The sequence below is a fragment of the Nocardia sp. NPDC056064 genome (assembly GCF_042266925.1).
In the GTDB taxonomy this organism is placed as follows: domain Bacteria; phylum Actinomycetota; class Actinomycetes; order Mycobacteriales; family Mycobacteriaceae; genus Nocardia.
This window is the reverse complement of sequence record NZ_JBHJWO010000002.1, coordinates 296,321-315,606: the sequence shown is the minus strand read 5'-3', so window position 1 is coordinate 315,606 and position 19,286 is coordinate 296,321. Positions and strand designations below refer to the sequence as shown.

General features: G+C 70.0%; 18 protein-coding genes. 14 read left to right on the top strand and 4 right to left on the bottom strand.

What is annotated here, in order from left to right:
* The first annotated feature begins 27 nt into the window (after positions 1 to 27).
* The 5 genes from rsfS to lexA all read left to right on the top strand — a co-directional run bounded on the left by rsfS (position 28) and on the right by lexA (position 4,470).
* Positions 28 to 444, top strand: coding sequence for a ribosome silencing factor (rsfS, locus tag ACFC06_RS25280; protein WP_375936571.1), 417 nt, complete (start codon positions 28 to 30; stop codon positions 442 to 444).
* The gene (locus ACFC06_RS25275) at positions 441 to 1,100 is read left to right on the top strand and encodes a histidine phosphatase family protein (protein WP_375936568.1); all 660 of its coding nucleotides are present in this window, start codon (positions 441 to 443) and stop codon (positions 1,098 to 1,100) included. Before rsfS ends, ACFC06_RS25275 begins: the two co-directional genes overlap by 4 nt.
* A 1,060-nt stretch (positions 1,101 to 2,160) precedes the next feature.
* Entirely contained in the window at positions 2,161 to 2,886 is a 726-nt protein-coding gene (gene octT, locus ACFC06_RS25270; protein WP_375937317.1) for a diglucosylglycerate octanoyltransferase, read from the top strand.
* Positions 2,887 to 2,889: 3 nt separating this feature from the next.
* On the top strand, positions 2,890 to 3,732 hold the full coding sequence (locus ACFC06_RS25265; RefSeq protein WP_375936565.1) for a DegV family protein: 843 nt from the start codon (positions 2,890 to 2,892) through the stop codon (positions 3,730 to 3,732).
* Between the two features lie 87 nt (positions 3,733 to 3,819).
* Complete coding sequence (gene lexA / locus ACFC06_RS25260; RefSeq protein WP_375936562.1) at positions 3,820 to 4,470, top strand: transcriptional repressor LexA; 651 nt, start codon at positions 3,820 to 3,822, stop codon at positions 4,468 to 4,470.
* Between the two features lie 5 nt (positions 4,471 to 4,475).
* Here lexA and ACFC06_RS25255 read toward each other — a convergent pair whose 3' ends face one another.
* Positions 4,476 to 5,438: a DUF2332 domain-containing protein gene (locus ACFC06_RS25255; protein ID WP_375936559.1), complete on the bottom strand. Its 963-nt coding sequence runs from the start codon at positions 5,436 to 5,438 to the stop codon at positions 4,476 to 4,478.
* Positions 5,439 to 5,616: 178 nt separating this feature from the next.
* On the opposite strand from ACFC06_RS25255, the gene ACFC06_RS25250 reads away from it, so the two are divergent.
* From ACFC06_RS25250 to ACFC06_RS25230, 5 genes are all read left to right on the top strand, one after another.
* The gene (locus tag ACFC06_RS25250; protein WP_375936556.1) at positions 5,617 to 6,582 is read left to right on the top strand and encodes a ComEA family DNA-binding protein; all 966 of its coding nucleotides are present in this window, start codon (positions 5,617 to 5,619) and stop codon (positions 6,580 to 6,582) included.
* Positions 6,583 to 7,284: 702 nt separating this feature from the next.
* Positions 7,285 to 9,984: a ComEC/Rec2 family competence protein gene (locus ACFC06_RS25245; protein ID WP_375936553.1), complete on the top strand. Its 2,700-nt coding sequence runs from the start codon at positions 7,285 to 7,287 to the stop codon at positions 9,982 to 9,984.
* Positions 9,981 to 10,952, top strand: a complete 972-nt coding sequence (holA, locus tag ACFC06_RS25240; protein ID WP_375936550.1) for a DNA polymerase III subunit delta — start codon at positions 9,981 to 9,983, stop codon at positions 10,950 to 10,952. The genes ACFC06_RS25245 and holA overlap by 4 nt, the downstream gene beginning before the upstream one ends.
* Positions 10,953 to 11,002: 50 nt before the next feature.
* Positions 11,003 to 11,458, top strand: a complete 456-nt coding sequence (locus tag ACFC06_RS25235; RefSeq protein ID WP_375936547.1) for an SgcJ/EcaC family oxidoreductase — start codon at positions 11,003 to 11,005, stop codon at positions 11,456 to 11,458.
* Between the two features lie 191 nt (positions 11,459 to 11,649).
* Positions 11,650 to 12,828: an LCP family protein gene (locus tag ACFC06_RS25230; protein WP_375936544.1), complete on the top strand. Its 1,179-nt coding sequence runs from the start codon at positions 11,650 to 11,652 to the stop codon at positions 12,826 to 12,828.
* A 6-nt stretch (positions 12,829 to 12,834) separates the two neighbouring features.
* Here ACFC06_RS25230 and ACFC06_RS25225 read toward each other — a convergent pair whose 3' ends face one another.
* Together ACFC06_RS25225 and rpsT are read right to left on the bottom strand one after the other, a co-directional pair.
* Complete coding sequence (locus ACFC06_RS25225) at positions 12,835 to 13,083, bottom strand: hypothetical protein (RefSeq protein ID WP_375936541.1); 249 nt, start codon at positions 13,081 to 13,083, stop codon at positions 12,835 to 12,837.
* A 99-nt stretch (positions 13,084 to 13,182) separates the two neighbouring features.
* Entirely contained in the window at positions 13,183 to 13,443 is a 261-nt protein-coding gene (gene rpsT / locus ACFC06_RS25220) for a 30S ribosomal protein S20 (protein WP_375936538.1), read from the bottom strand.
* Positions 13,444 to 13,836: 393 nt separating this feature from the next.
* Here rpsT and ACFC06_RS25215 point away from each other — a divergent pair, with 393 nt between their 5' ends.
* The 4 genes from ACFC06_RS25215 to ACFC06_RS25200 all read left to right on the top strand — a co-directional run bounded on the left by ACFC06_RS25215 (position 13,837) and on the right by ACFC06_RS25200 (position 18,008).
* Positions 13,837 to 15,372 carry a circularly permuted type 2 ATP-grasp protein gene (locus ACFC06_RS25215; RefSeq protein ID WP_375937314.1) on the top strand — a complete coding sequence of 512 codons (1,536 nt, stop codon included), beginning with the start codon at positions 13,837 to 13,839 and terminating at the stop codon, positions 15,370 to 15,372.
* Between the two features lie 5 nt (positions 15,373 to 15,377).
* Entirely contained in the window at positions 15,378 to 16,355 is a 978-nt protein-coding gene (locus ACFC06_RS25210; RefSeq protein WP_375936535.1) for an alpha-E domain-containing protein, read from the top strand.
* Positions 16,352 to 17,194, top strand: coding sequence for a transglutaminase domain-containing protein (locus ACFC06_RS25205; RefSeq protein WP_375936532.1), 843 nt, complete (start codon positions 16,352 to 16,354; stop codon positions 17,192 to 17,194). Before ACFC06_RS25210 ends, ACFC06_RS25205 begins: the two co-directional genes overlap by 4 nt.
* Positions 17,195 to 17,258: 64 nt before the next feature.
* Positions 17,259 to 18,008, top strand: a complete 750-nt coding sequence (locus ACFC06_RS25200; protein WP_278262858.1) for an aquaporin — start codon at positions 17,259 to 17,261, stop codon at positions 18,006 to 18,008.
* Positions 18,009 to 18,058: 50 nt separating this feature from the next.
* On the opposite strand, the gene ACFC06_RS25195 is transcribed toward ACFC06_RS25200, so the two are convergent.
* Positions 18,059 to 18,610 carry a type II toxin-antitoxin system PemK/MazF family toxin gene (locus ACFC06_RS25195; protein ID WP_375936528.1) on the bottom strand — a complete coding sequence of 184 codons (552 nt, stop codon included), beginning with the start codon at positions 18,608 to 18,610 and terminating at the stop codon, positions 18,059 to 18,061.
* Between the last annotated feature and the right edge of the window lie 676 nt (positions 18,611 to 19,286).

Genomic DNA, 19,286 nt, shown 5'->3' with positions numbered 1-19,286 from the left:
GGTTCTGGTCTGTCAGGGGGAGCCGGCATGAGCGCTTCCGCCGAATCGATCGAGATGGCCAAGGTCGCCGCGCTGGCGGCCGACGACAAGCTCGCCACCGATGTCGTCGTGCTCGACGTTTCCGAGCAGCTGGTGATCACCGACTGCTTCGTGATCGCGTCGGCGCCCAACGAGCGCCAGGTCAACGCGATCGTCGACAACGTCGAGGAGAAGCTGCGCGAGGCCGGGCACAAGCCGGTCCGTCGCGAGGGCACCCGCGAGGGCCGCTGGGCGCTGCTCGACTACGTCGACATCGTGGTGCACATCCAGCACAACGACGAGCGCAATTTCTATGCGCTGGAACGCCTCTGGCGTGACTGCCCGGCGGTGCCGGTGGACGGCATCGAGACCCCCGCCACCCCGGCGGCCGACGACGACGCACAGGTAGAGGGTTACACCGAGTGAGCAAGTACGCCCATGTGCGCACGCTGATCCTGCTGCGGCACGGGCAGACCGAATGGAACGCCGCGGACCGGATGCAGGGCCAGATCGACACCGATCTCACCGAGCTCGGCAGGCAGCAGGCCAAAGAGGCTGCCCGCGAACTGGTTTCGCGTAATGCCATCGCGATCCACGCCTCCGATCTGCGTCGCGCCAAGGACACCGCCCAGGCGCTGGGGGACATCAGCGACCTGCCGGTCGTCACCGATCAGCGACTGCGTGAGACCAACCTGGGTGACTGGGAGGGGCTGACCCATCTCGAGGTCGACGCCGACTACCCCGGCGCGCGCGTGCAGTGGCGGCTCGACGCCACCTACACACCGCCCGGTGGGGAGAGCAAACTCGAGGTCGGCGCGCGGGCGCTGCCGGTGGTGCGCGAACTGTACAACGAGCGGCAGGATTGGCCCGGCCGGACTATCATCCTGGTTGCGCACGGCGGGCTGATCGCTGCCCTCACGGCCGCGTTGCTGGAACTGCCGCCCGGCAGCTGGCCCGCTCTGGGCGGGCTGGCCAATACGAGCTGGGTGCAGCTGTCCAGCCACGGCCCTGACATCGACCGACCCGGCTGGCGACTCGATGTTTGGAACGCAGCGGCGAAGGTAGCTCCCGATGTCCTCTGAAGAGCCTGATCGATCGGTACCGGACGAACTGTTCCAGCAGGTGACGGCCAAGCCCGGACGGCAATTGCCGGACGCGCTGTTCGGCCCGCCGCCTGCTCGCACCCCACGCGCCGAGCGTGAGGAGCCGATCCGTTCGGTACCGGACGAACTCTTCAAGCAGGTCACCGCACGCACCGCGCGCTCGCTGCCCGACGCGTTGTTCGGTCCGATGCCGGCACCGGCGGTCGCCGAACCGGAGCAGGCCGAACAGGTGCGAGCCGCCGAGTCCGTTTCCGGGGCAGGCGATTCCGCGACTGCGGTAGAGTCGGCGGGGACCGACGGCGCGGTTGCCGCGGATTCCGCTGTCCAGGAACCGGATACCGCGCCGGACACCGACACGGTGAACTCCGGTGTGTCCGTGGACGGTACCGGCGCCGACCTGGAGACCGGTGCCGCACAGCCCGATATCCGGTCGGCGATCGACTCCGAGACCACCGGTGCTGATATCGGCTCCGCCGCAGCGGCTTCCGAAGACATCGCGACAGAACTCGTCGCCGCTGACCTCCCGGAACTCGCGACGTCGACGGGTGCTGTCGCTTCGGCCGCCGGCTCGGTGGAGGCGGACCAGGCCGAATCGGCAGGTGTCGGATCGGCGGCTTCCGAGGATGCCGCCGCGGTCGCTGTCGCCGATGTCGTGCCCACCGCCGTCGAGCGTGAAGCCGCTGCCGCGGACGCCGTGGATGCTTCCGGGGGTCCCGGTGCCACCGGGTCCGAGCCCGCTGCTGTCGACGTTTCTTCGGGCATCGAGCAGCAGGTGGACGCCGGTGAGAACGTGCTCGCCGGTGCTCCGGCGATGGTGATTGCGGCAGCCGGTGATGCGGAGTCCGCATCGGTCGATGGCGTCGCCGGCGAAATCGCCTCCGAGACAGGCGAATCTGTAGCGGCGCAACCGGCCGCTCTCGAGAATTCGGTGGCAACCTCGTCGGCCGAGACCACCGTGGTGTCGAAAACTGTTGTGGCGCAGGGTGAACCCGCCGCCGCTGTGCTGGACGGCGTGCTGGCCGAATCCGAGGCCGCCGAGCTGCCGGTCGCGCAGGCGTCGCCGCGTCCGGTGCTGCTCGTTGTCGCCGATTCGCTGGCCTACTACGGACCGAAGGGCGGCCTGCCCGCCGACGATCCGCGGATCTGGCCGAATCTGGTCGCGGCCGAACTGGACTGGGATGTCGAACTGATCGCCCGGATCGGCTGGACCTGCCGCGATGCCTACTGGGCGCTGATCGGTGACCCGCGGGTGTGGGCGGCGGTGCCACGCGCGGGCGCGGTCGTGTTCGCCGTCGGCGGCATGGACACGCTGCCCTCGCCACTGCCGACCGCGTTGCGCGAACTGATCCGCTACATCCGCCCGCCGCGTCTGCGTCGCGGGGTGCGGTCCACCTACAACTGGCTGCAGCCCAAGCTGTCGAAGCTCGGCCGTCCGGTGGCGCTGCCGCCGAAGGTGAGCGTCGACTACCTGGAGCAGTCGCGTGAAGCGCTGGCGCAGTTGCGACCTGATCTGCCCGTGGTCGCGGTGTTGCCGTCGGTGCACAAGTGCGAGGCCTACGGACGCGTGCACCGGGGCAGGGCCAAGGCCGTCAAGGCCCTTCAGGCCTGGTCGGGTCGCACCTCGGTGCCGCTGGTCGACCTCGGCGAAGCCGTGCGCGAGGACATCGAGTCGGGCTCGGCGAACCCGGACGGCATCCACTGGGGCTGGGCCGGGCACACCGCCGTGGCGACCGCGATGACCAAGGCGCTGCAGGAGGTCCGGTAGTCCGTGACCGTTGTGGTGGTCACCGATTCGGCGGCCGGCCTGTCCGCCGACGTCGTCGCCGAACTCGGTATCGAAGTGGTGCCGTTGCATGTCCTCGTCGGCGAACGCGAGATCCGCGAAGGTGTCGACCCGGTCGACATCGACTATGGAGCCGACTCCGTCAGCACCTCGGCCGCGTCGCCGGGTGAGTTGCGCGCCGCCTACGAGCGCGCGCTGCACCACAGTGACGGCGACGGTGTGGTGGCGGTGCACCTGTCGCGCATGCTGTCGGCGACCTGGGAATCCGGTCGGCAAGCCGTGCGGGACATGGGGGCCGAAGACCGTGTGCGCCTGGTGGATTCGCTCGGCGCGGGCCTGGCCACCGGGCTGCCGGTGCTGGCGGCCGCGCGGCGGGCACGGGCAGGCGAGGCGCTGGACGCGGTCTACGAACGGGCGGTGGCCGCCGCGGCTCGTGCCCGCACGTTCATCCTGGTCAACCGCACCGAACAACTGCGCAAGGGCGGCAGGCTGAGCAGCGCGGCCGCCTTCTTCGGCAGCGAACTGGTGACCAAACCGCTGCTGCAACTGGTCGAGGGCAAGCTGGAACTGCGCGAGAAGGTCAGGACCCGGTCGCGCGCGTACGCCAAACTGGTCGCGGCCGTGCTCGAGGCGGCGGGCAGTGACGGTGCCGCCCTCGGCATCCAGCATCTGGGCGCGCCCGATGCCGCCGAGAACATCGCCGCGCAGCTGCGCGAGCAGGCGCCGGAGCTGGCCGAACTCTACGTCGCCGAATTCGGGCCGACCCTCGGCGTGCATCTCGGGGTCGGGGCACTCGGTGTGGTGGTCCTGCCCGGCGGCTGTTCCTGAACCGTTCCGATGCCGGATCCGGGCGCGCCGCCGCGGACCGGCCCCGCGGTGCCGTGTGGTGAGCACGCCGGGCTCTACGATGCCCCGGTGACCGCATTCGACGACTTCGACTATCTCGACACCGCGAACCTGCCGCCGCGCAGGCAACACATCCTCGCCGTGATCCGGGATTCGGTGCTCGCCCACGGCTACCCGCCCAGCGCCAGGGAGATCGCCGACGCGGTGGGCCTGCGGTCCACCTCCACGGTCGCCAAGCATCTGAAAGCGTTGGAGGAGGACGGTTTCCTGCGCCGCAGCGCATCCCTGACCCGCCCCATCGATGTCCGGCTGTTCCTGCGCACCGCGCCCGGCGCGAGCTCCGAGGCGTCGGTGACCGTGCCCGTCGTCGGCGATATCGCCGCCGGCACCCCGATCCTGGCCGAACAGCACGCCGACGACGTCCTCACCCTGCCCCGGGAACTGGTCGGCCGCGGTGAGGTTTTCGGTCTGCGCGTGCGCGGCGACTCGATGATCGACGCCGCCATCTGCGACGGTGACCTCGTGGTCGTCCGCAGGCAGCAGGAGGCGAACTCCGGCGACATCGTCGCCGCCATGATCGGCGAGGAGGCCACCGTCAAGGTCTTCCGCCGCCGCAACGGGCACATCCACCTCGAACCCCGTAATCCCGCCTACTCCGCGATCGACGGCGACGAAGCCGTGATCCTCGGTCGTGTCGTCTCGGTGATGCGCAGCATCTGACACCCTCACCCCACGCCGAACCAGTCCAGCGACTGCCCGTGCGGGCCCGCGTAGGCCAGTGGCACCTCGTCGAGCGCCACCACCAGCCGCGCGGCGCACGAATCCCGCTCGGGCAGTTGCCCGGTGAGCCAGGGCAGTACGGCGGGGCCTTCCTGGGAGATCCAGTGACACGGCAGCGCCCGCACCGTCGACCGGAACTCCGTCCTGGCTTCCGGTGACAGGTAGGTGAGGACCGCACTGTGGAAGACGACCACCGTGCTGTTCCGGGGTGCGGCGGCCACCAGTCCGGTGACCTTCTCGATCAGGTCGCCGGCGACGACCTCCGGTGGGTCCGCCGCCGCGATCGCGCAGGCTGCCCGCAGCCGCGACACCCGGTCCTCCTGACCGGGCCAGACCAGGGCTGCCAGCCAGTCGCGGTCCCGGCTGTCGGCGGCGTCGAGGGGATTCAGGTCCACGCCCGCGCGATACACGACCCGTGGCAGCCGGGCCGGGATCGGTACCGGCCCAGTAGTGGTGCAGGACAACACCACCGGCGACGGGCCCTCCTCGGGGTCGACGCCCGTGTGCCCGTACCGGTAGCTGAACCGATCGGGATAGAGACAGAGCCCGGCCGAGGCGCCCACCTCGATGAGCGACAGCGGCTCCGGTAGCGCCGCCAGTACCGGAAGCAGGGATGCCGCGCGACCGGCTTCGTTGGTCTGGGTGCGACGCGTCAGTGCCGTCCGCGCGATCGCGGGCCAGTTCGCGTGGAACTGCTCGCGGAATTCCTGGTAGCGCTCGGTATTCGCGCCGTTCACCCGTGCCGCGGCCAGGATCAGATTCGGCTGCTGTTTGTCCGGAGGCAAGGCGGCGATCAGCGCCAGGGTGTCCGGGTCGGCGGCGATGTCGAGCGCTCGCCGGTGATAGAGCGGGGAATTGCCGCGTGCCTCGCGGAGCGCGAACTCGCGGAATCGCTGTGCGGGATGCATGTGTCCATCCGTACTGCCGAGTCGTCATGCGCGCACCGTATCCGTTCAGCCCGCGCCGAAAGCGTGGCCTGGGGCGTGGAACACCTAGTTGTCCACAGGTTTCGAGTTATCCACAGGCCTAGTGAAAGCCCAGGTCGCAGGCCGGGCCGGGAGATCAGGCGGGCATACCGTCGGAGCCATGTCACGACACGAAGAGCACGAGCGGGTACGGCAGCGGTTGGGCGGAATGGCGGTGCGGGAACGGGAGTGGGCCGGTGGGCAGCCGCCGGATAGCGGCCCGGACGGCAGGAGTGGCGCGGGGACACGCGGCGAAGGGCGCTGGGACGACGAGGTCGCACCGGCGCCATCCGAGCAGGTGCGACTGCCGAGCTGGCTCGACGAGGGAACGTCCCGGCGCCGGAACCGGCTCGTACCGGAGCGGTTTCGCGGCGCCAGGATGGATCCGGGTCGTCGCGGTGCGATGGCACTGGGTGTGGTCGGTGTCCTCGCGGTGGTGGTCACCGGCGTGGTGATGATGCGGGATCAGCCGATTCCGCAGGCGGTCCCGCCGGTACCGGTGGTCCGTGCCGAGGCCGCGCCCGCGCGCCCCGAGACGGTCGCCGCGGTAGCAGCCCTGACGGACACCGGCGCGGGGCCGGGGGCCGAAGTGGTGGTCAGCGTCGTGGGCCTGGTCGAGCATGCCGGTCTGCACCGGTTGCCCGGTGGTTCCCGGGTCGCCGACGCCATCGAGATGGCGGGTGGGATTCGCGATGGTGCCGACCTGTCCGGTCTGAATCTGGCCCAGCGCCTGTCCGACGGCGACCAGCTCGTCGTCGGCGCCACCGGTCCGCACTCGGATCCGCTCCGGGTCGGCAGCGCCATGATCAGTGCTTCCGGCGGAACCCCTGCCACCGGTCCCACCCCTGCGGGCGGCTCCGGTCCGAAGTCGGCCGGAGCGGGCACGGGCAAGTCCGGTGGGGTCGACCTCAATACCGCCACCGAAGCGGAACTCGATGCTCTTCCCGGCGTCGGTCCGGTCACCGCGAAAGCCATCCTGGCCTGGCGCGCGGCCAACGGCCGCTTCACCGATATCGCCCAGCTGGGCGAGGTCGACGGTATCGGCCCCGCCCGCCTGGCGCGACTCCGCGAGCTGGTGAGGATATGACCGCGCATCGGCCGACAGCTCTCCATGCCGACCCTCGTCGTCGTGCCGTGCCCGAAGGACATCCCTCGTGTCCTGCGAGGCTGCCTCCAGAACGCGACGCGGTACCTATGGAGGAATCGACTGTCGGTGGTTCTCGGGAAACTGTCGGTGGTTCTGGAGAAGAACGGCCGACGCGCGGCTTCGGTGAAGTCGCACGGAGCCGGTCCAGCGCGATGTCGCGATCGCGTGGATTCGCTGCCTGTGCGGTCGGATCTCTCGGGTCCGGCAGCGAAGTGACTGCGGCTCAGAATGATTCCTCCTCGGGGTCTGGTCCTGCCCCGGCCGGGAGTCCAGGGATTCGTTCGACTGCTGCTCTCGGTGCCGGTCCGGACGGCTCTGCTCCTCGGCAGGGTTCACAGCTGCTCACCGGCGCCGGCGGCGGCGACGAGACGCGAACCGGGTCGTTGACCGCGGTGTGGCCGCGGCGAATCGGCTCGTTCGCTTTGCCCGCCGAGTCGGAGCGGCCGGGTGAGGTGACGCTCAGGTGGTCGTGGCCCGTCGGCGCGGTGTCGGGGTGACCGGGCCGTGCTCGACCGGGACGGGCGGGGAGGTGCGCCGTAGTCGGCGCTCGTGCATCGCGTGTGATCGCTTGCGCGGCAGGGGCGGACGTGTGCCGGCGGATGGCCGGAACGGCGATGTCGGGTCTTCCGGTGTGGTGCGCGGATGAAGGTGATGGGGGAGGAGATCGCCGCGGAGGACGAAGGGGAGCTGCCGGTTCTCGATATGCGGCTGGTACCTGCCGCGGTGGGGTGCTGGGTGGCGACCATCGTGGCGATCGGGGCCGGGTGGGTGGCGGGAGTGGTGATCTCGGTGGCCGCCGTGGTGGTGGCGATCGGGCTGTGGGTGGTGCTGCTGTGGGCGATCGCGCACCGGCGGGAACGGTGGCGGGTAGTGGCGGTGGCCGGGTTGGCGGCCGTGCTGCTGACCGCCGGCTTCGGGGTGGCGGGGGCGTGGCGGGAGCATCGGGTGCAGGCGCATCCGCTGCGGGACATGGTCGGGCGGTCGGTGAGTGTGGTGGCGGTGGTCACCGACGACGCGAAGCCGATGCGCGGCGGCGGATTCGGTGGGCAGCGACGGTGGATCGTGCACGCCGAACTGCGCGAATTCGGTGGCGGTGGTGAGTGGACGCGGGCAGGCGGTGCGGTCGTGGTGCTGGCGGGCGGCGGCGAGTGGGCCGCGCTGTCACCGGGGCAGACGGTGCGATTCCGGGCGCAGGTGAGTCGGCCGAATCGCGCCGACCTCACCATCGTGGCGCTGAACGCCTCGGCGGCGCCGCAACGGCTCGGTGACCCGCCGTGGTGGCAGCGCGTAGCGGCGGGGGTGCGCGCGGATCTGGTGGCGGCGGCCGCGCGGGCGCTGCCACCGGACGCCGCGGGACTGCTCCCGGCACTCGTCGTCGGGGACACCGTGGCGCTACCCGACCACGTCCGGGATTCGTTCGAAATCGCAGGGCTGCAACATTTGTGCGTGGTCAGTGGGGCGAACTTCACGATCCTGCTGACAGCGTTGCTGGCACTGACCCGGTTGCTCACCGCCGGGCCGCGGGTCAGCGCTGCCGCCGCGGCCGGTGTCGTCGGCGTGTTCGTCGTCATCGCTCGGCCCGATCCGAGTGTGTTGCGTGCGGCCGCGATGGGCTCGGTGACCGTGCTCTCGCTGCTGACCGGACGGCGCAAACAGGCCCTGCCCGCGCTGTGTGGCGCGGTGATCGGATTGCTCGCGGTCGCACCGCACTTGGCGATGAGTGCTGGGTTCGCGCTGTCGGTGCTGGCCACGGCCGGGTTGATCCTGCTCGCGCCGAGCTGGGCCGACTGGTTGCGGGCGCGGGGATGGTGGCGCGCGCCCGCGGAGATCGTGGCGGTGGCCGCCGCGGCCTTCGTGGTCACTCTGCCGCTGATGGTGGCGCTGTCGGGCCGGGTGAGTCTGGTCGCGATCGTCGCGAACGCTCTCGTGGCACCGGTGGTGGGGCTGATCACGGTGATCGGGGCGGTGGGCGCCGTGGTGGCCTGCGTGTGGGGTGATGCCGCGGTCCGGGTGCTGTGGTGTGCGCGGCCACCGATGTGGTGGTTGCTCGAGGTGGCCGATCGGGCAGCCGCGGTTCCCGGGGCGACCGTGACGGTGCGGTCGGGTAGCACCGGTGGTGTGGTGGCTGCCGTGATCGTCGTCGTGGTGATCGCCGCCCTGCGGTGGTCGCGGACGCGGCGGCTGCTCGCGGTGGTCGCGCTCGGCGTCTCGATAGTGCTCGTGCCGCTGCGCCTGTGGACTCCCGGCTGGCCGCCGTCCGGTTGGTCACTGGCGATGTGCGATGTGGGTCAGGGTGACGGCCTGGCCCTCTCGGTCGGCCCCGGCGCCGCCGTGGTCATCGACACCGGCCCGGACCCCCGCCTCATCCGCCGATGCCTCGACCGCCTGCACATCACACGCATCCCCCTCCTCATCCTCACCCACCCCCACGCCGACCACATCGACGGCCTCCCCGGCGCCCTCCGCGGCCGCACCGTCGACGCCATCGCCACCGCCCCAGGCGAACTACCCACCACCCCACCGCGCGCAACCGCTCCGACCCGCGCGACCGTCACGCCCGCCGCGCCGACTGTGACCGTGGCGCCGAACGCGACTGGGGCGCCGACTGTGCCCCGGGCGCCGACCACGACCGGGGCCACCGCCTCAATCACGCGCACTGCGCCCACCGAGGCCACCGCCTCGCACTACACGGCGGCCGATGCCGATACCCCCTGTACAGCCCCAACCCTGCTGGGGTCTTCGGCGGGCGGTGCGGGTGCCGATCATGGGCATGGGGAGGGTGGGGTCCGGCAGGTTGTCGAGAGTGCTTGTGCGGCAGGGGTTCCCCTGATGGAGCTGTTCGCGGGACAGGTCTTCGTCTTCGGTGTGGTGGAGCTGGCGGTGCTCGCGCCGGGTGCGGGGGCGCCGACGAGTTCGGGGGTGGACGAGGCCAATGATCGGTCGTTGGTGGTGATGGCGCGGACGCCGGTCGGGTCGGTGCTGTTCACCGGGGACATCGAGGCGGGCGCGCAGGCCGAGGTCATGCGGCGCCATGATGTGCGGGCCGACATTCTCAAGGTGCCCCACCACGGCTCCCGGACGACGGCACCGGAGTTCTTCCGTGCGGTGCGGCCGCGGCTGGCGCTGATCAGTTCCGGGGTGGACAACACCTTCGGGCATCCGCACCCGACGGTCCTCGCCACGCTGGCCGGACTCGGCAGCACCGTGGCCCGCACCGACCGCGACGGTGACGTGATCGTGCTCGGGAGCCCGGCGAACCTGCGCACCGTCACCTCCCGGCGTCGATCCGCTCGGCAGGGGGCACGCGGGTTGTCGGAGGCGGTCCGTAGGATCGGCTCGTGAGCGAACGGCCTGCCGCGGTGCATCTGGTTCTCGGGGACGAGGAGCTGTTGGTCGAACGCGCGGTGGCGCAGGTGACCGCGGCCGTGCGGGCGCATGCGCCGGACCCGGAGTCGGTGCCGGTCGACCGGTTGCGCGCCGGTGACGCGAGTACCGCCGAGCTGGCCGAACTGCTGAGCCCCTCGCTGTTCGCCGAGGACCGGGTGATCGTGCTGGAGTCCGCGGCGGAGGCTGGCAAGGACGCGGTGGCGGTGATCACCGAGGCCGCGATCGACCCGCCCGACGGGGTGGTGCTCATGGTGCTGCACTCGGGCGGTGGCCGGGCCAAGGCGCTGGCTCCGGCGCTGCAGAAGCAGGGCGCGGTGGTCCACGAGTGCGCGAAACTCACCAAGGCGGGTGAGCGGATGGAGTTCGTGCGCGGGGAGTTCCGGGCGGCGGGGGTCAAGGTGCCCGCCGAGGCGGTGCAGGTGCTGATCGAGTCCGTCGGCTCCGAGCTGCGCGAACTGGCCGCGGCCTGTTCGCAATTGGTCGCCGACACCGGCGGCAGGATCGATGTGCAGGCCGTGCGCCGCTATTACTCCGGCCGGGCCGAGGTCACCGGTTTCGATGTGGCCGAGCTGGCCGTGGCCGGTGACCGGCCTGCCGCGATGGAAGCCCTGCGCTGGGCCACCGATCGTGGGGTGCCGCACGTACTGCTCGCCGACGCTCTCGCCGACTCGGTGCACACCATCGCCAAGGTGGGGTCGGCGGGCCGCGGCGACCCGTTCAAGCTGGCCCAGCAGCTCGGGATGCCGCCGTGGAAGGTGAAGAAAGCCCAGGCCCAGGCTCGCGGCTGGAATCCCGGCACCATCGGCACCGCCCTGCAGGTGGTGGCGACCCTCAACGCCGACGTCAAGGGCGGCGCCGCCGACGCCACCTACGCCGTGGAACACGCGCTCTCCCGCATTCTCGACCTGCGCGCGGCGGGCTGAGCACACCGCGGGAACTCGTGCTTGACCTGAACAACGGTTGAGGAAGCACGATGCTGTTCATGGACACCGACACCACACAGCCCCCGGTGATCGACGATCACAGCGTCGACCACACCGCCGACATCGCCGCGATCCGCCGGATCGTCGCCGACGCGCAGACCGCGATGAACACCAAGGACCCCGAACTGCTCACCGCGCCGTTCGCCGCGAACGCCAGCGTCGGCAACGCGGCGGGCAAGGTGATCAGCGGTCGCGCGGCCTTGCTCGCGGCGAACCGTGCCGGGCTGGCCGGATTCCTGAAGGACCTGTACGTGCGCTACGACGTCACCGACATCCGCTTCCTGCGTCCCGATGTCGCGCTGGCCTACAAACAGGCGCGCGCGATCACCGCCGAAGGCGAGCTGATCGACACCGAGCCGGTGATGGTCGCGCTGTATGTGCTGGTCAAGGAGAACGGCCGCTGGTGGACGGCAGCTCGCCAGAACACGCCGGTCCCGACCGCCTGAGCGGGGCGCCCGGCGGTCGGCACCAATTCGCGATCCGATCGCGATCTTGCATCACTCCTGCCGCTGGCAGAGTCGACCACGACATGGACGAGCCGACCGCCAGCCGAATCGATGAGCGCGCACGAGGCCGACGCGCTCGTCGATCGGCGGGGGACTGGGCCAGGGGGATCGGGAAGGGGATCGCCGCCGGATTGTCGGCGGCGATCGTCGCGGTGACGGCGTACGGCTGGTCGACGGCGGGCAACTTCGACGCCGGCTTCCTGCGCTCGTACGCGCTGGGCGAGGACGCCCCGCACTCACTCGGTGGCGACCTCAACATCCTGCTGATCGGCCTGGACACCCGCCGTGACCAGAACGGCGACGAGCTACCACCCGAGGTACTCGAACAACTCCACGCCGGGGACGGGGACGAGGGCGGTTACAACGCCAACACCCTGATCCTGGTGCACATCCCGGCCGCCATGGACAAGATCGTCGCGGTCTCCATCCCGCGTGACGACTACGTACCGGTCAGCGGCATCCCCGGCTACACCCACGCCAAGATCAAGGAGGCGTACGGGCTGCGCAAGGCCGCCGTGCAGGACCAGCTGATCGCGCGCGGGGTGACCGACCGGCGCAAGCTCGAGCAGGCGGGCCGGGAAGCGGGCCGCGCCTCGATCGTCGGGGCGGTGCGCGATCTGACGGGGGCGCCGATCGACCGCTTCGCCGAGATCACCCTGGCCGGGTTCTACGATCTGGCCGACGCGCTGGGCGGGGTGGAGGTGTGCCTGAAACAGGCGGTCAGCGATACGGAGTTCTCCGGTGCCGACTTCCCGGCGGGCCGCCAGCACCTGGACCCGGCGCAGGCGCTGGCCTTCGTGCGGCAGCGGCACGGCCTGGACAACGGAGACCTGGACCGCACCCACCGCCAGCAGGCCTTCCTCACCTCGGTGGCCCGGCAGCTGCACAGCGCGGGCACCCTCACCGATCCGGGCAAACTCTCGGCGCTGATGGATGTGGCGCACCGCAATATCGTGCTCTCCGACGGCTGGAACATGACCGACTTCGTGCGCACGCTGGGCAGCGCCGACAACCCGCAGGTCGAATTCCGTACCCTGCCGGTGCTGCGCTACGACGTGATCAACGGCCAGGACGTGAACATCGTCGACCGCGCGGCCATCCGCCGCGAGATCGCGACCGCCTTCGGGACACCGTTCGCCGACCCGACGCCGACCACCACGACCCGGCGGCACACCCCGCCCGCGGCACTGCCCGCGGAGGCGACCACCGGCAGGCAGACCGGTACGACCAGCTCGGTGACGGAGACCCCCGACGCGGGCAGACCGGTCCGCAGCGACATCACCTCGGGGGAGATCCCCTGTGTGAACTGACCCGGATCATTCGCCGACGAGGGCGAGCTGCTCTTCCTCGTCGTCCTCGAGATCCTCGTAGCGGCCCTCCCACTCCTCGTAGAGCGGAACCTCGTCCTCGCGGGTGACGATCCAGGCCGCGGAGTAGCCGCCCTCCTCGTCGGGCACCATCACGTTCTCGATCTTGAGACCGAGCCCCAGGATCTCCGCGGCGCGGATCACCTCGGCCAGGTCGTCGCCTCGTACCACCGTCTGATTCGCGTAGACCGTCAACATGCGGCGAATGGTAGCCGACGACAAAAGCCGCCGTGGTCATCGAGGCCACGGCGGCTGCGTCTTGCGAAGTATTGCTGAGCGGGACCGAGCCCGCTCCGATCAGATCTTGTTGAGAGCCAGCGCGAGCGCGGACTTCTTGTTGGCCGCCTGGTTGGCGTGGATGACGCCCTTGGAAGCGGCCTTGTCGAGCTTGCGGCTCGCGAACTGCAGCTGCTCGGCAGCCTTTTCCTTGTCACCGCTCGCAGCGGCGTCACGGAAGTTGCGGATCGCGGTGCGCAGCGCGGACTTGACCGACTGGTTGCGCTTGCGCGCCGCCTCGTTGGTACGGATCCGCTTCATCTGGGACTTGATGTTGGCCACGCCTGTATCCTCTGGTTTCCTGTCGCTGGGTGGTAGGTCTTGAAAGCTCGTCGGGCGCGCGCCCACGATGCAGCAGATGGTGCTGAACTACGGGTAACACCGCGCCGAATGTCGAGGTTACCAGCTCGGCAGCGACGGGCGAAATCGGCCCGGATCCGGCGGACCGTCCCGCTGCCCTATTTCACCCGTTTCAGGTGATGCAAGAAATTTACCTGTGTCTCACAGAACCCTGCTGTCGGGTGATGCACAGTTTTTCCCATGACCTCCACCACAGCGCCGAGTACAGGTCGATCAGCAGCACCGGCGTCGGTGGGATCGACCGCACAGCCGAGCGCGCAGACCGGCCTGTTCGACGGGTACGGGCCGGGCCGCTTCGCCGACGCCTTCGACGAGATGTTCGACGTGGCGGGCCGGGTCCGCGCGCCGTACAAAGGCATTCACGCCGCGATGGCGGCCATCGATGTCGACGACCTCGCCAAGCGGTCCGACGCGCTGGACCGTGCCTTCATCGACCAGGGCATCACCTTCTCGCTGTCGGGTCAGGAGCGCCCGTTCCCGCTGGATCTGGTGCCCCGGGTGATCGCCGCCGCGGAGTGGGCCAAGCTCGAACGCGGCATCAAACAGCGGGTGACCGCGCTGGAGCTGTTCCTGGCCGACATCTACGGCGAGCAGAACATCCTGCGCGATCAGGTGATGCCCAAGCGGCTGGTCACCTCCTGTGAGCACTTCCACCGGGAGGCGGCCGGACTGGTGCCGCCCAACGGGGTGCGCATCCACGTCTCCGGGATCGACCTGGTGCGCGACGAACGTGGTGACTTCCGGGTGCTCGAGGACAACCTGCGCTCACCGTCGGGGGTCTCCTATGTGATGGAGAACCGCCGCACCATGGCGCGGGTCTTCCCCGACCTGTTCTCCTCGCACCGGGTGCGCGCGGTCGGCGACTACCCGGGGCATCTGCTGCGCGCGCTGCGGGCCTCGGCCGCGCCCAACGAGGCCGATCCCACCGTGGTGGTGCTCACCCCCGGCGTGCACAACGCCGCCTACTTCGAGCATTCGCTGCTGGCCAGGCAGATGGGGGTGGAGCTGGTCGAGGGACGCGACCTGTTCTGCCGCGACAATGTCGTCTACATGCGCACCACCGCCGGGGAACGGCAGGTCGACGTGATCTACCGGCGCATCGACGACACCTTCCTCGATCCGATGCACTTCCGGCCCGACTCGGTGCTCGGCGTGGCCGGCATCCTCAACGCGGCCAGGGCGGGCAATGTGGTGATCTCGAGCGCGGTGGGCAACGGCGTCGGCGACGACAAGCTGATCTACACCTATGTGCCCACGATCATCGAGTACTACCTGGGCGAGAAACCGGTGCTGCCCAATGTCGACACCTTCCGCTGCTGGCTCGACGACGAGCGCGAAGAGGTGCTCGACCGGGTGGGTGAGCTGGTGGTGAAGCCGGTGGAGGGGTCGGGCGGCTACGGGATCGTCATCGGGCCGGACGCGGGCCCGCGCGAGCTGGACGCCGTGCGGCGCAAGATCAAGGCCGACCCGCGCGGCTGGATCGCCCAGCCGGTGGTGCAGCTCTCGACCGTGCCGACCAAGATCGGCAACGACCTGGTGCCGCGGCATGTGGACCTGCGCCCGTTCGCGGTCAACGACGGTGACGACATCTGGGTGCTGCCGGGCGGGCTCACCCGCGTCGCGCTGCCCGCGGGCTCGCTGGTGGTGAACTCCAGCCAGGGCGGCGGCAGCAAGGACACCTGGGTGCTGGCCGGGCGCTCGGGGCCGGTCGAACGGGAACTGGCGGGCTCGGAACTGGTGAGCGACCCGCCCCAGGCCGACTCGTTCGAGATCGGCCGCGAGCTCAGCGCGCCGCAGGCCAATCAGCAACAGCAGCAACAACAACAGACGCAGCGGCTGATCGGGGAATAACAGACATGCTTGCTCGAAACGCCGAATCCCTCTACTGGATCGGCCGATACGTCGAGCGCGCCGACGACACCGCGCGCATCCTCGACGTCGCCGTGCACCAGCTGCTCGAAGACGCCACCGTCGACGCCGACCGCACCTCGCGGGTGCTGCTCAAGGTGCTCGGCATCGAAGCACCCGAGGGCCTGCGCCTCGACGTCTGGTCGGTGACCGATCTCGTCGCGTTCAGCCACGACCACGGCGTCTCGATCAGCGACTCCATCGCCAAGGCCCGCGAGAACGCCAGGGGCGCCAGGGAAGTCACCTCCAGCGAGATGTGGGAGTGCCTCAACGCCACCTACAACGGCCTGCCCGCGGCCGAACGCGCGGCCCGCGGACTGGGCCCGCACGAGTTCTTCTCCTTCATCAAGGACCGCGCGGCGATGTTCACCGGGCTGACCGACTCGACACTGAGCCGCGACGACGGCTACCGCTTCCTGCTGCTGGGCCGCTGCATCGAACGCGTGGACATGATGGTGCGCCTGCTGCTCTCGCGCGCGGGCGACCGCACCTCCTCACCCGCCTGGGTGACGGTGCTGCGCTCGGCCGGTGCCCACGATACCTACCTGCGCACCCATCGCGGCGCCCTCGACGCGGCCAGGGTCGCCGAGTTCATCCTGATCGACCGGCTCTTCCCGCGCTCGGTGTTCCACACGCTGCGCGTGGCCGAGGACTGCTTGACCGAGCTCGACCAGCGGCCGGGCAGCCGGGTCGGGGCACGGCACGAGGCCCAGCGGGTGCTCGGCCGGGCGCGCAGCGAACTGGAGTTCCTGCCGCCGGGGGCGCTGCTGGAAGACCTGCAGAGCCGCCTGCTCGCCCTGCAGAAATGCTGCCGCGAGGTGAGCGAGGCGGTCTCGCGCCAGTACTTCCACGCCGCCCCGTGGGTGGCCTGGACCGATGTCCGCCGCAACCAGGACGTGCGCGTGCCGGTGGAGGGAGAGCTGTGAGCTGGCGGATCAGGGTGGTGCACACCACCGGATATGTCTACGACGCGCCGGTGACGCGCTCGTTCAACGAGGCCAGGCTCACGCCGCGCGCCGACAGCAGGCAGAACGTGATCCTCAATCGCGTCGAGACCGTGCCCGCCACCAGGGCCTATCGCTACACCGACTACTGGGGCACCGCGGTCACCGCCTTCGACCTGCACGCCCCGCACACCGAACTCGAGGTGACCGGGTCCTCGGTGGTGGAGACCGAACCGTTCGCCGAACCGGCGGGGGAGCTGACCTTCGACGACCTGCGCGGCGGACGGATCGTCGACCGCTTCGACGAGATGCTCAGTCCCACCGCCTATGTGCCGCGCGACCGCAAGCTGGCCACGGTGGCCAGGCAGCTGTCCCGGGGCGAGCCGCCGGCCAAGGCGGTGGTGCGCGCCGCGGAGTGGGTGCACAAGGAGATGGACTACATCGCGGGCACCACCTCGGTGCACACCTCCGCGCCCCAGGCCTTCGCCGAGCGACGCGGTGTCTGCCAGGACTACGCGCACCTGACACTGGTGTTGTTGCGCAGCATGGGGATTCCGAGCCGCTACGTGTCGGGGTATCTGCATCCCAAGCCGGGCGCGGCGATCGGGGAGACGGTGGCCGGGCAGTCGCACGCCTGGATCGAGGCGTGGACCGGGCAGTGGTGGGGCTACGACCCCACCAACAATCTCGCCGTCAACGAGCAGCACGTCTCGGTCGGCGTCGGGCGCGACTACGCCGACGTGCCACCGCTGAAAGGGGTGTTCTCCGGGGGCGGCTCGACCGATCTGGAGGTCGTTGTGGAGGTCACCCGGCTCGCGTAATCTCCGAGAGGATCGTGCGGGACCCCGCTGGTCGCGGGGTCAGTCCTCTCGAAGGCGGTGGGCGATGACCGAGGTTGTGCCGGATACCAAGAAGTGGGCGGCCGAGGGACTGGGCACGTTCGTCCTGGTGATCGGTGGTGTCGGCACGGCGGTGCTGGCGGGGGAGCGGGTCGGCGCGCTCGGGGTGGCGCTGGCCTTCGGTCTCACGCTGATGTTCCTGGTGTACGCGCTCGGGCCGATCTCGGGGTGCCATGTGAACCCGGCGGTCACTCTGGGGCAGTTGCTGCTGGGCCGTATCTCACCGCGCAACGCGGGGTTCTACGCGCTGTTCCAGATCGTCGGCGCACTGCTGGCCGGGCTGGTGCTGTTCGCCATCGCCAACAACCTGCCCGCCTACGACCGGCCCGTCGACGGGCTCGGCGCCAACGGCTGGGGCGCGCACAGCCCGTCGGCGGTGACCGGGCCGCTCGGCGAGGTGGTCCTGCAGAACGGCTACGGGCTCGCGGCGACCATCATCATGGAGGTGATGCTCACCGGCGTGCTGGTGTTCGTGGTGCTGGCCTCGACCGACCAGATCTCCGACGCGCCGCTGGCGGGCATGTCCATCGGCGCGGCGTTCGCCATCGTCAACCTGGTGGCGATCCCGGTGGACAACGGTTCGGGCAACCCGGCGCGCAGCATCGGGGTGGCGCCTTTCCAGGACGGGGCGATGGGTCAGCTGTGGGCGTTCATTCTGTTCCCGCTGATCGGCGGGGCGCTGGGCGCGCTGGTGTACGGACTGATCTTCGGGCGATCCAAGGAGATCGCCGCCTGATCGGGCAGGGCGAACCCCCCGGTCCGGGCGGACCGGGGGGTTCGCGGCGGTCAGCTCCAGTGATATTCGGCGACGAGCCGGTGCGCGACCAGGTCGAAGGTCTTGCGCTCGACGATCGCGCCCTCGCGCCGGATGCCGTCCTCGGGGACGTCGAGCACCCGGTCCAGCCGCACCCAGCTGGGCCTGCCGTCGTTGTCCCAGGGCCCCGACCCGATGCCGACCCAGTTGCGGTCGTGCGCGCGTTCGGCTTTGGACGACAGCATCAACCCCAGCAGGGTCTTGCGGTCGCGGCCGACCACCAGGACCGGGCGGTCCTTGCCATTGGTGGGGTCTTCTTCGAAGGGCACCCAGGTCCAGACGATCTCCCCGGGATCGGCGCGACCGTCCAGTTGCGGGCAGTAGACGATCTGGCGGGCGCGGTGCGCGGTGGGCACCGGAGTGGAGGCGGTCGGTCGGACGGCGACGGCGGGACCGGGCTTGCTGCCCAGCGCCTCCACCAGCTTCTCCAGCAACCGCGGCCCTTGCTTGCGCACGATCTTCGGCCCCTGCTCCTTGGCGATCACGCCGAGCTGCTTGCCGAGTGTGTTCCAACTGCTGGCCATCCCTGAAATATAACGGTGCCCCGGCGCTTCGGTGCACCGGTGACAGGGCCACCGATCCGGCCATGGGACGATGGACCCAGTTCGCCGATACCCCTCGAGGAGTGGAGTGGCTTCCAGCTTTGCCGACACGACGTTCACCGATCCGTCCCGGATCAGGAACTTCTGCATCATCGCGCAGGTCTATTCGCGGGTCGCGGGGTAGAGAGGGTTTTGCCTGTTCGGGGCGCATTTCCTCACTTCCCAACGCTTCCTGGCGTGACCTGGCGTTTCCCGTGGCGGTTTGTTGAGCGATGGGATGAGAATGGGATGAGTTCGGCGGGGAGCTGGTGAGCGTCGTGTGGGCGCAGGCTGGCTAGCCGATCAGACTCGTCGGCGTGTCGCAATCCGACACGCCGACGAGTTTTTCCGGTCGGCAATCCTTTAGCTAACGGATCGATGTGGCTGCTGAGGTCACCGCGGGGACGTCGCCGCTGCGGTCGGATGGGATCAGGGTCCGTCCTGCTTCGGTGGCTGGCAGGTCAGGTGCTGTCCTCATCTGCTGTGTCCGGGAATCCGAGTGCGCCCAGTGCCTGGCCCTGACGTGGATGCCAATTCTTCGCACACCGGCCTGGCATTGAACTCGCCGCCTGGAGGTCGAACCGGCTGTCATCCGATGTCGTGGGGAGTGTGCAGGCCG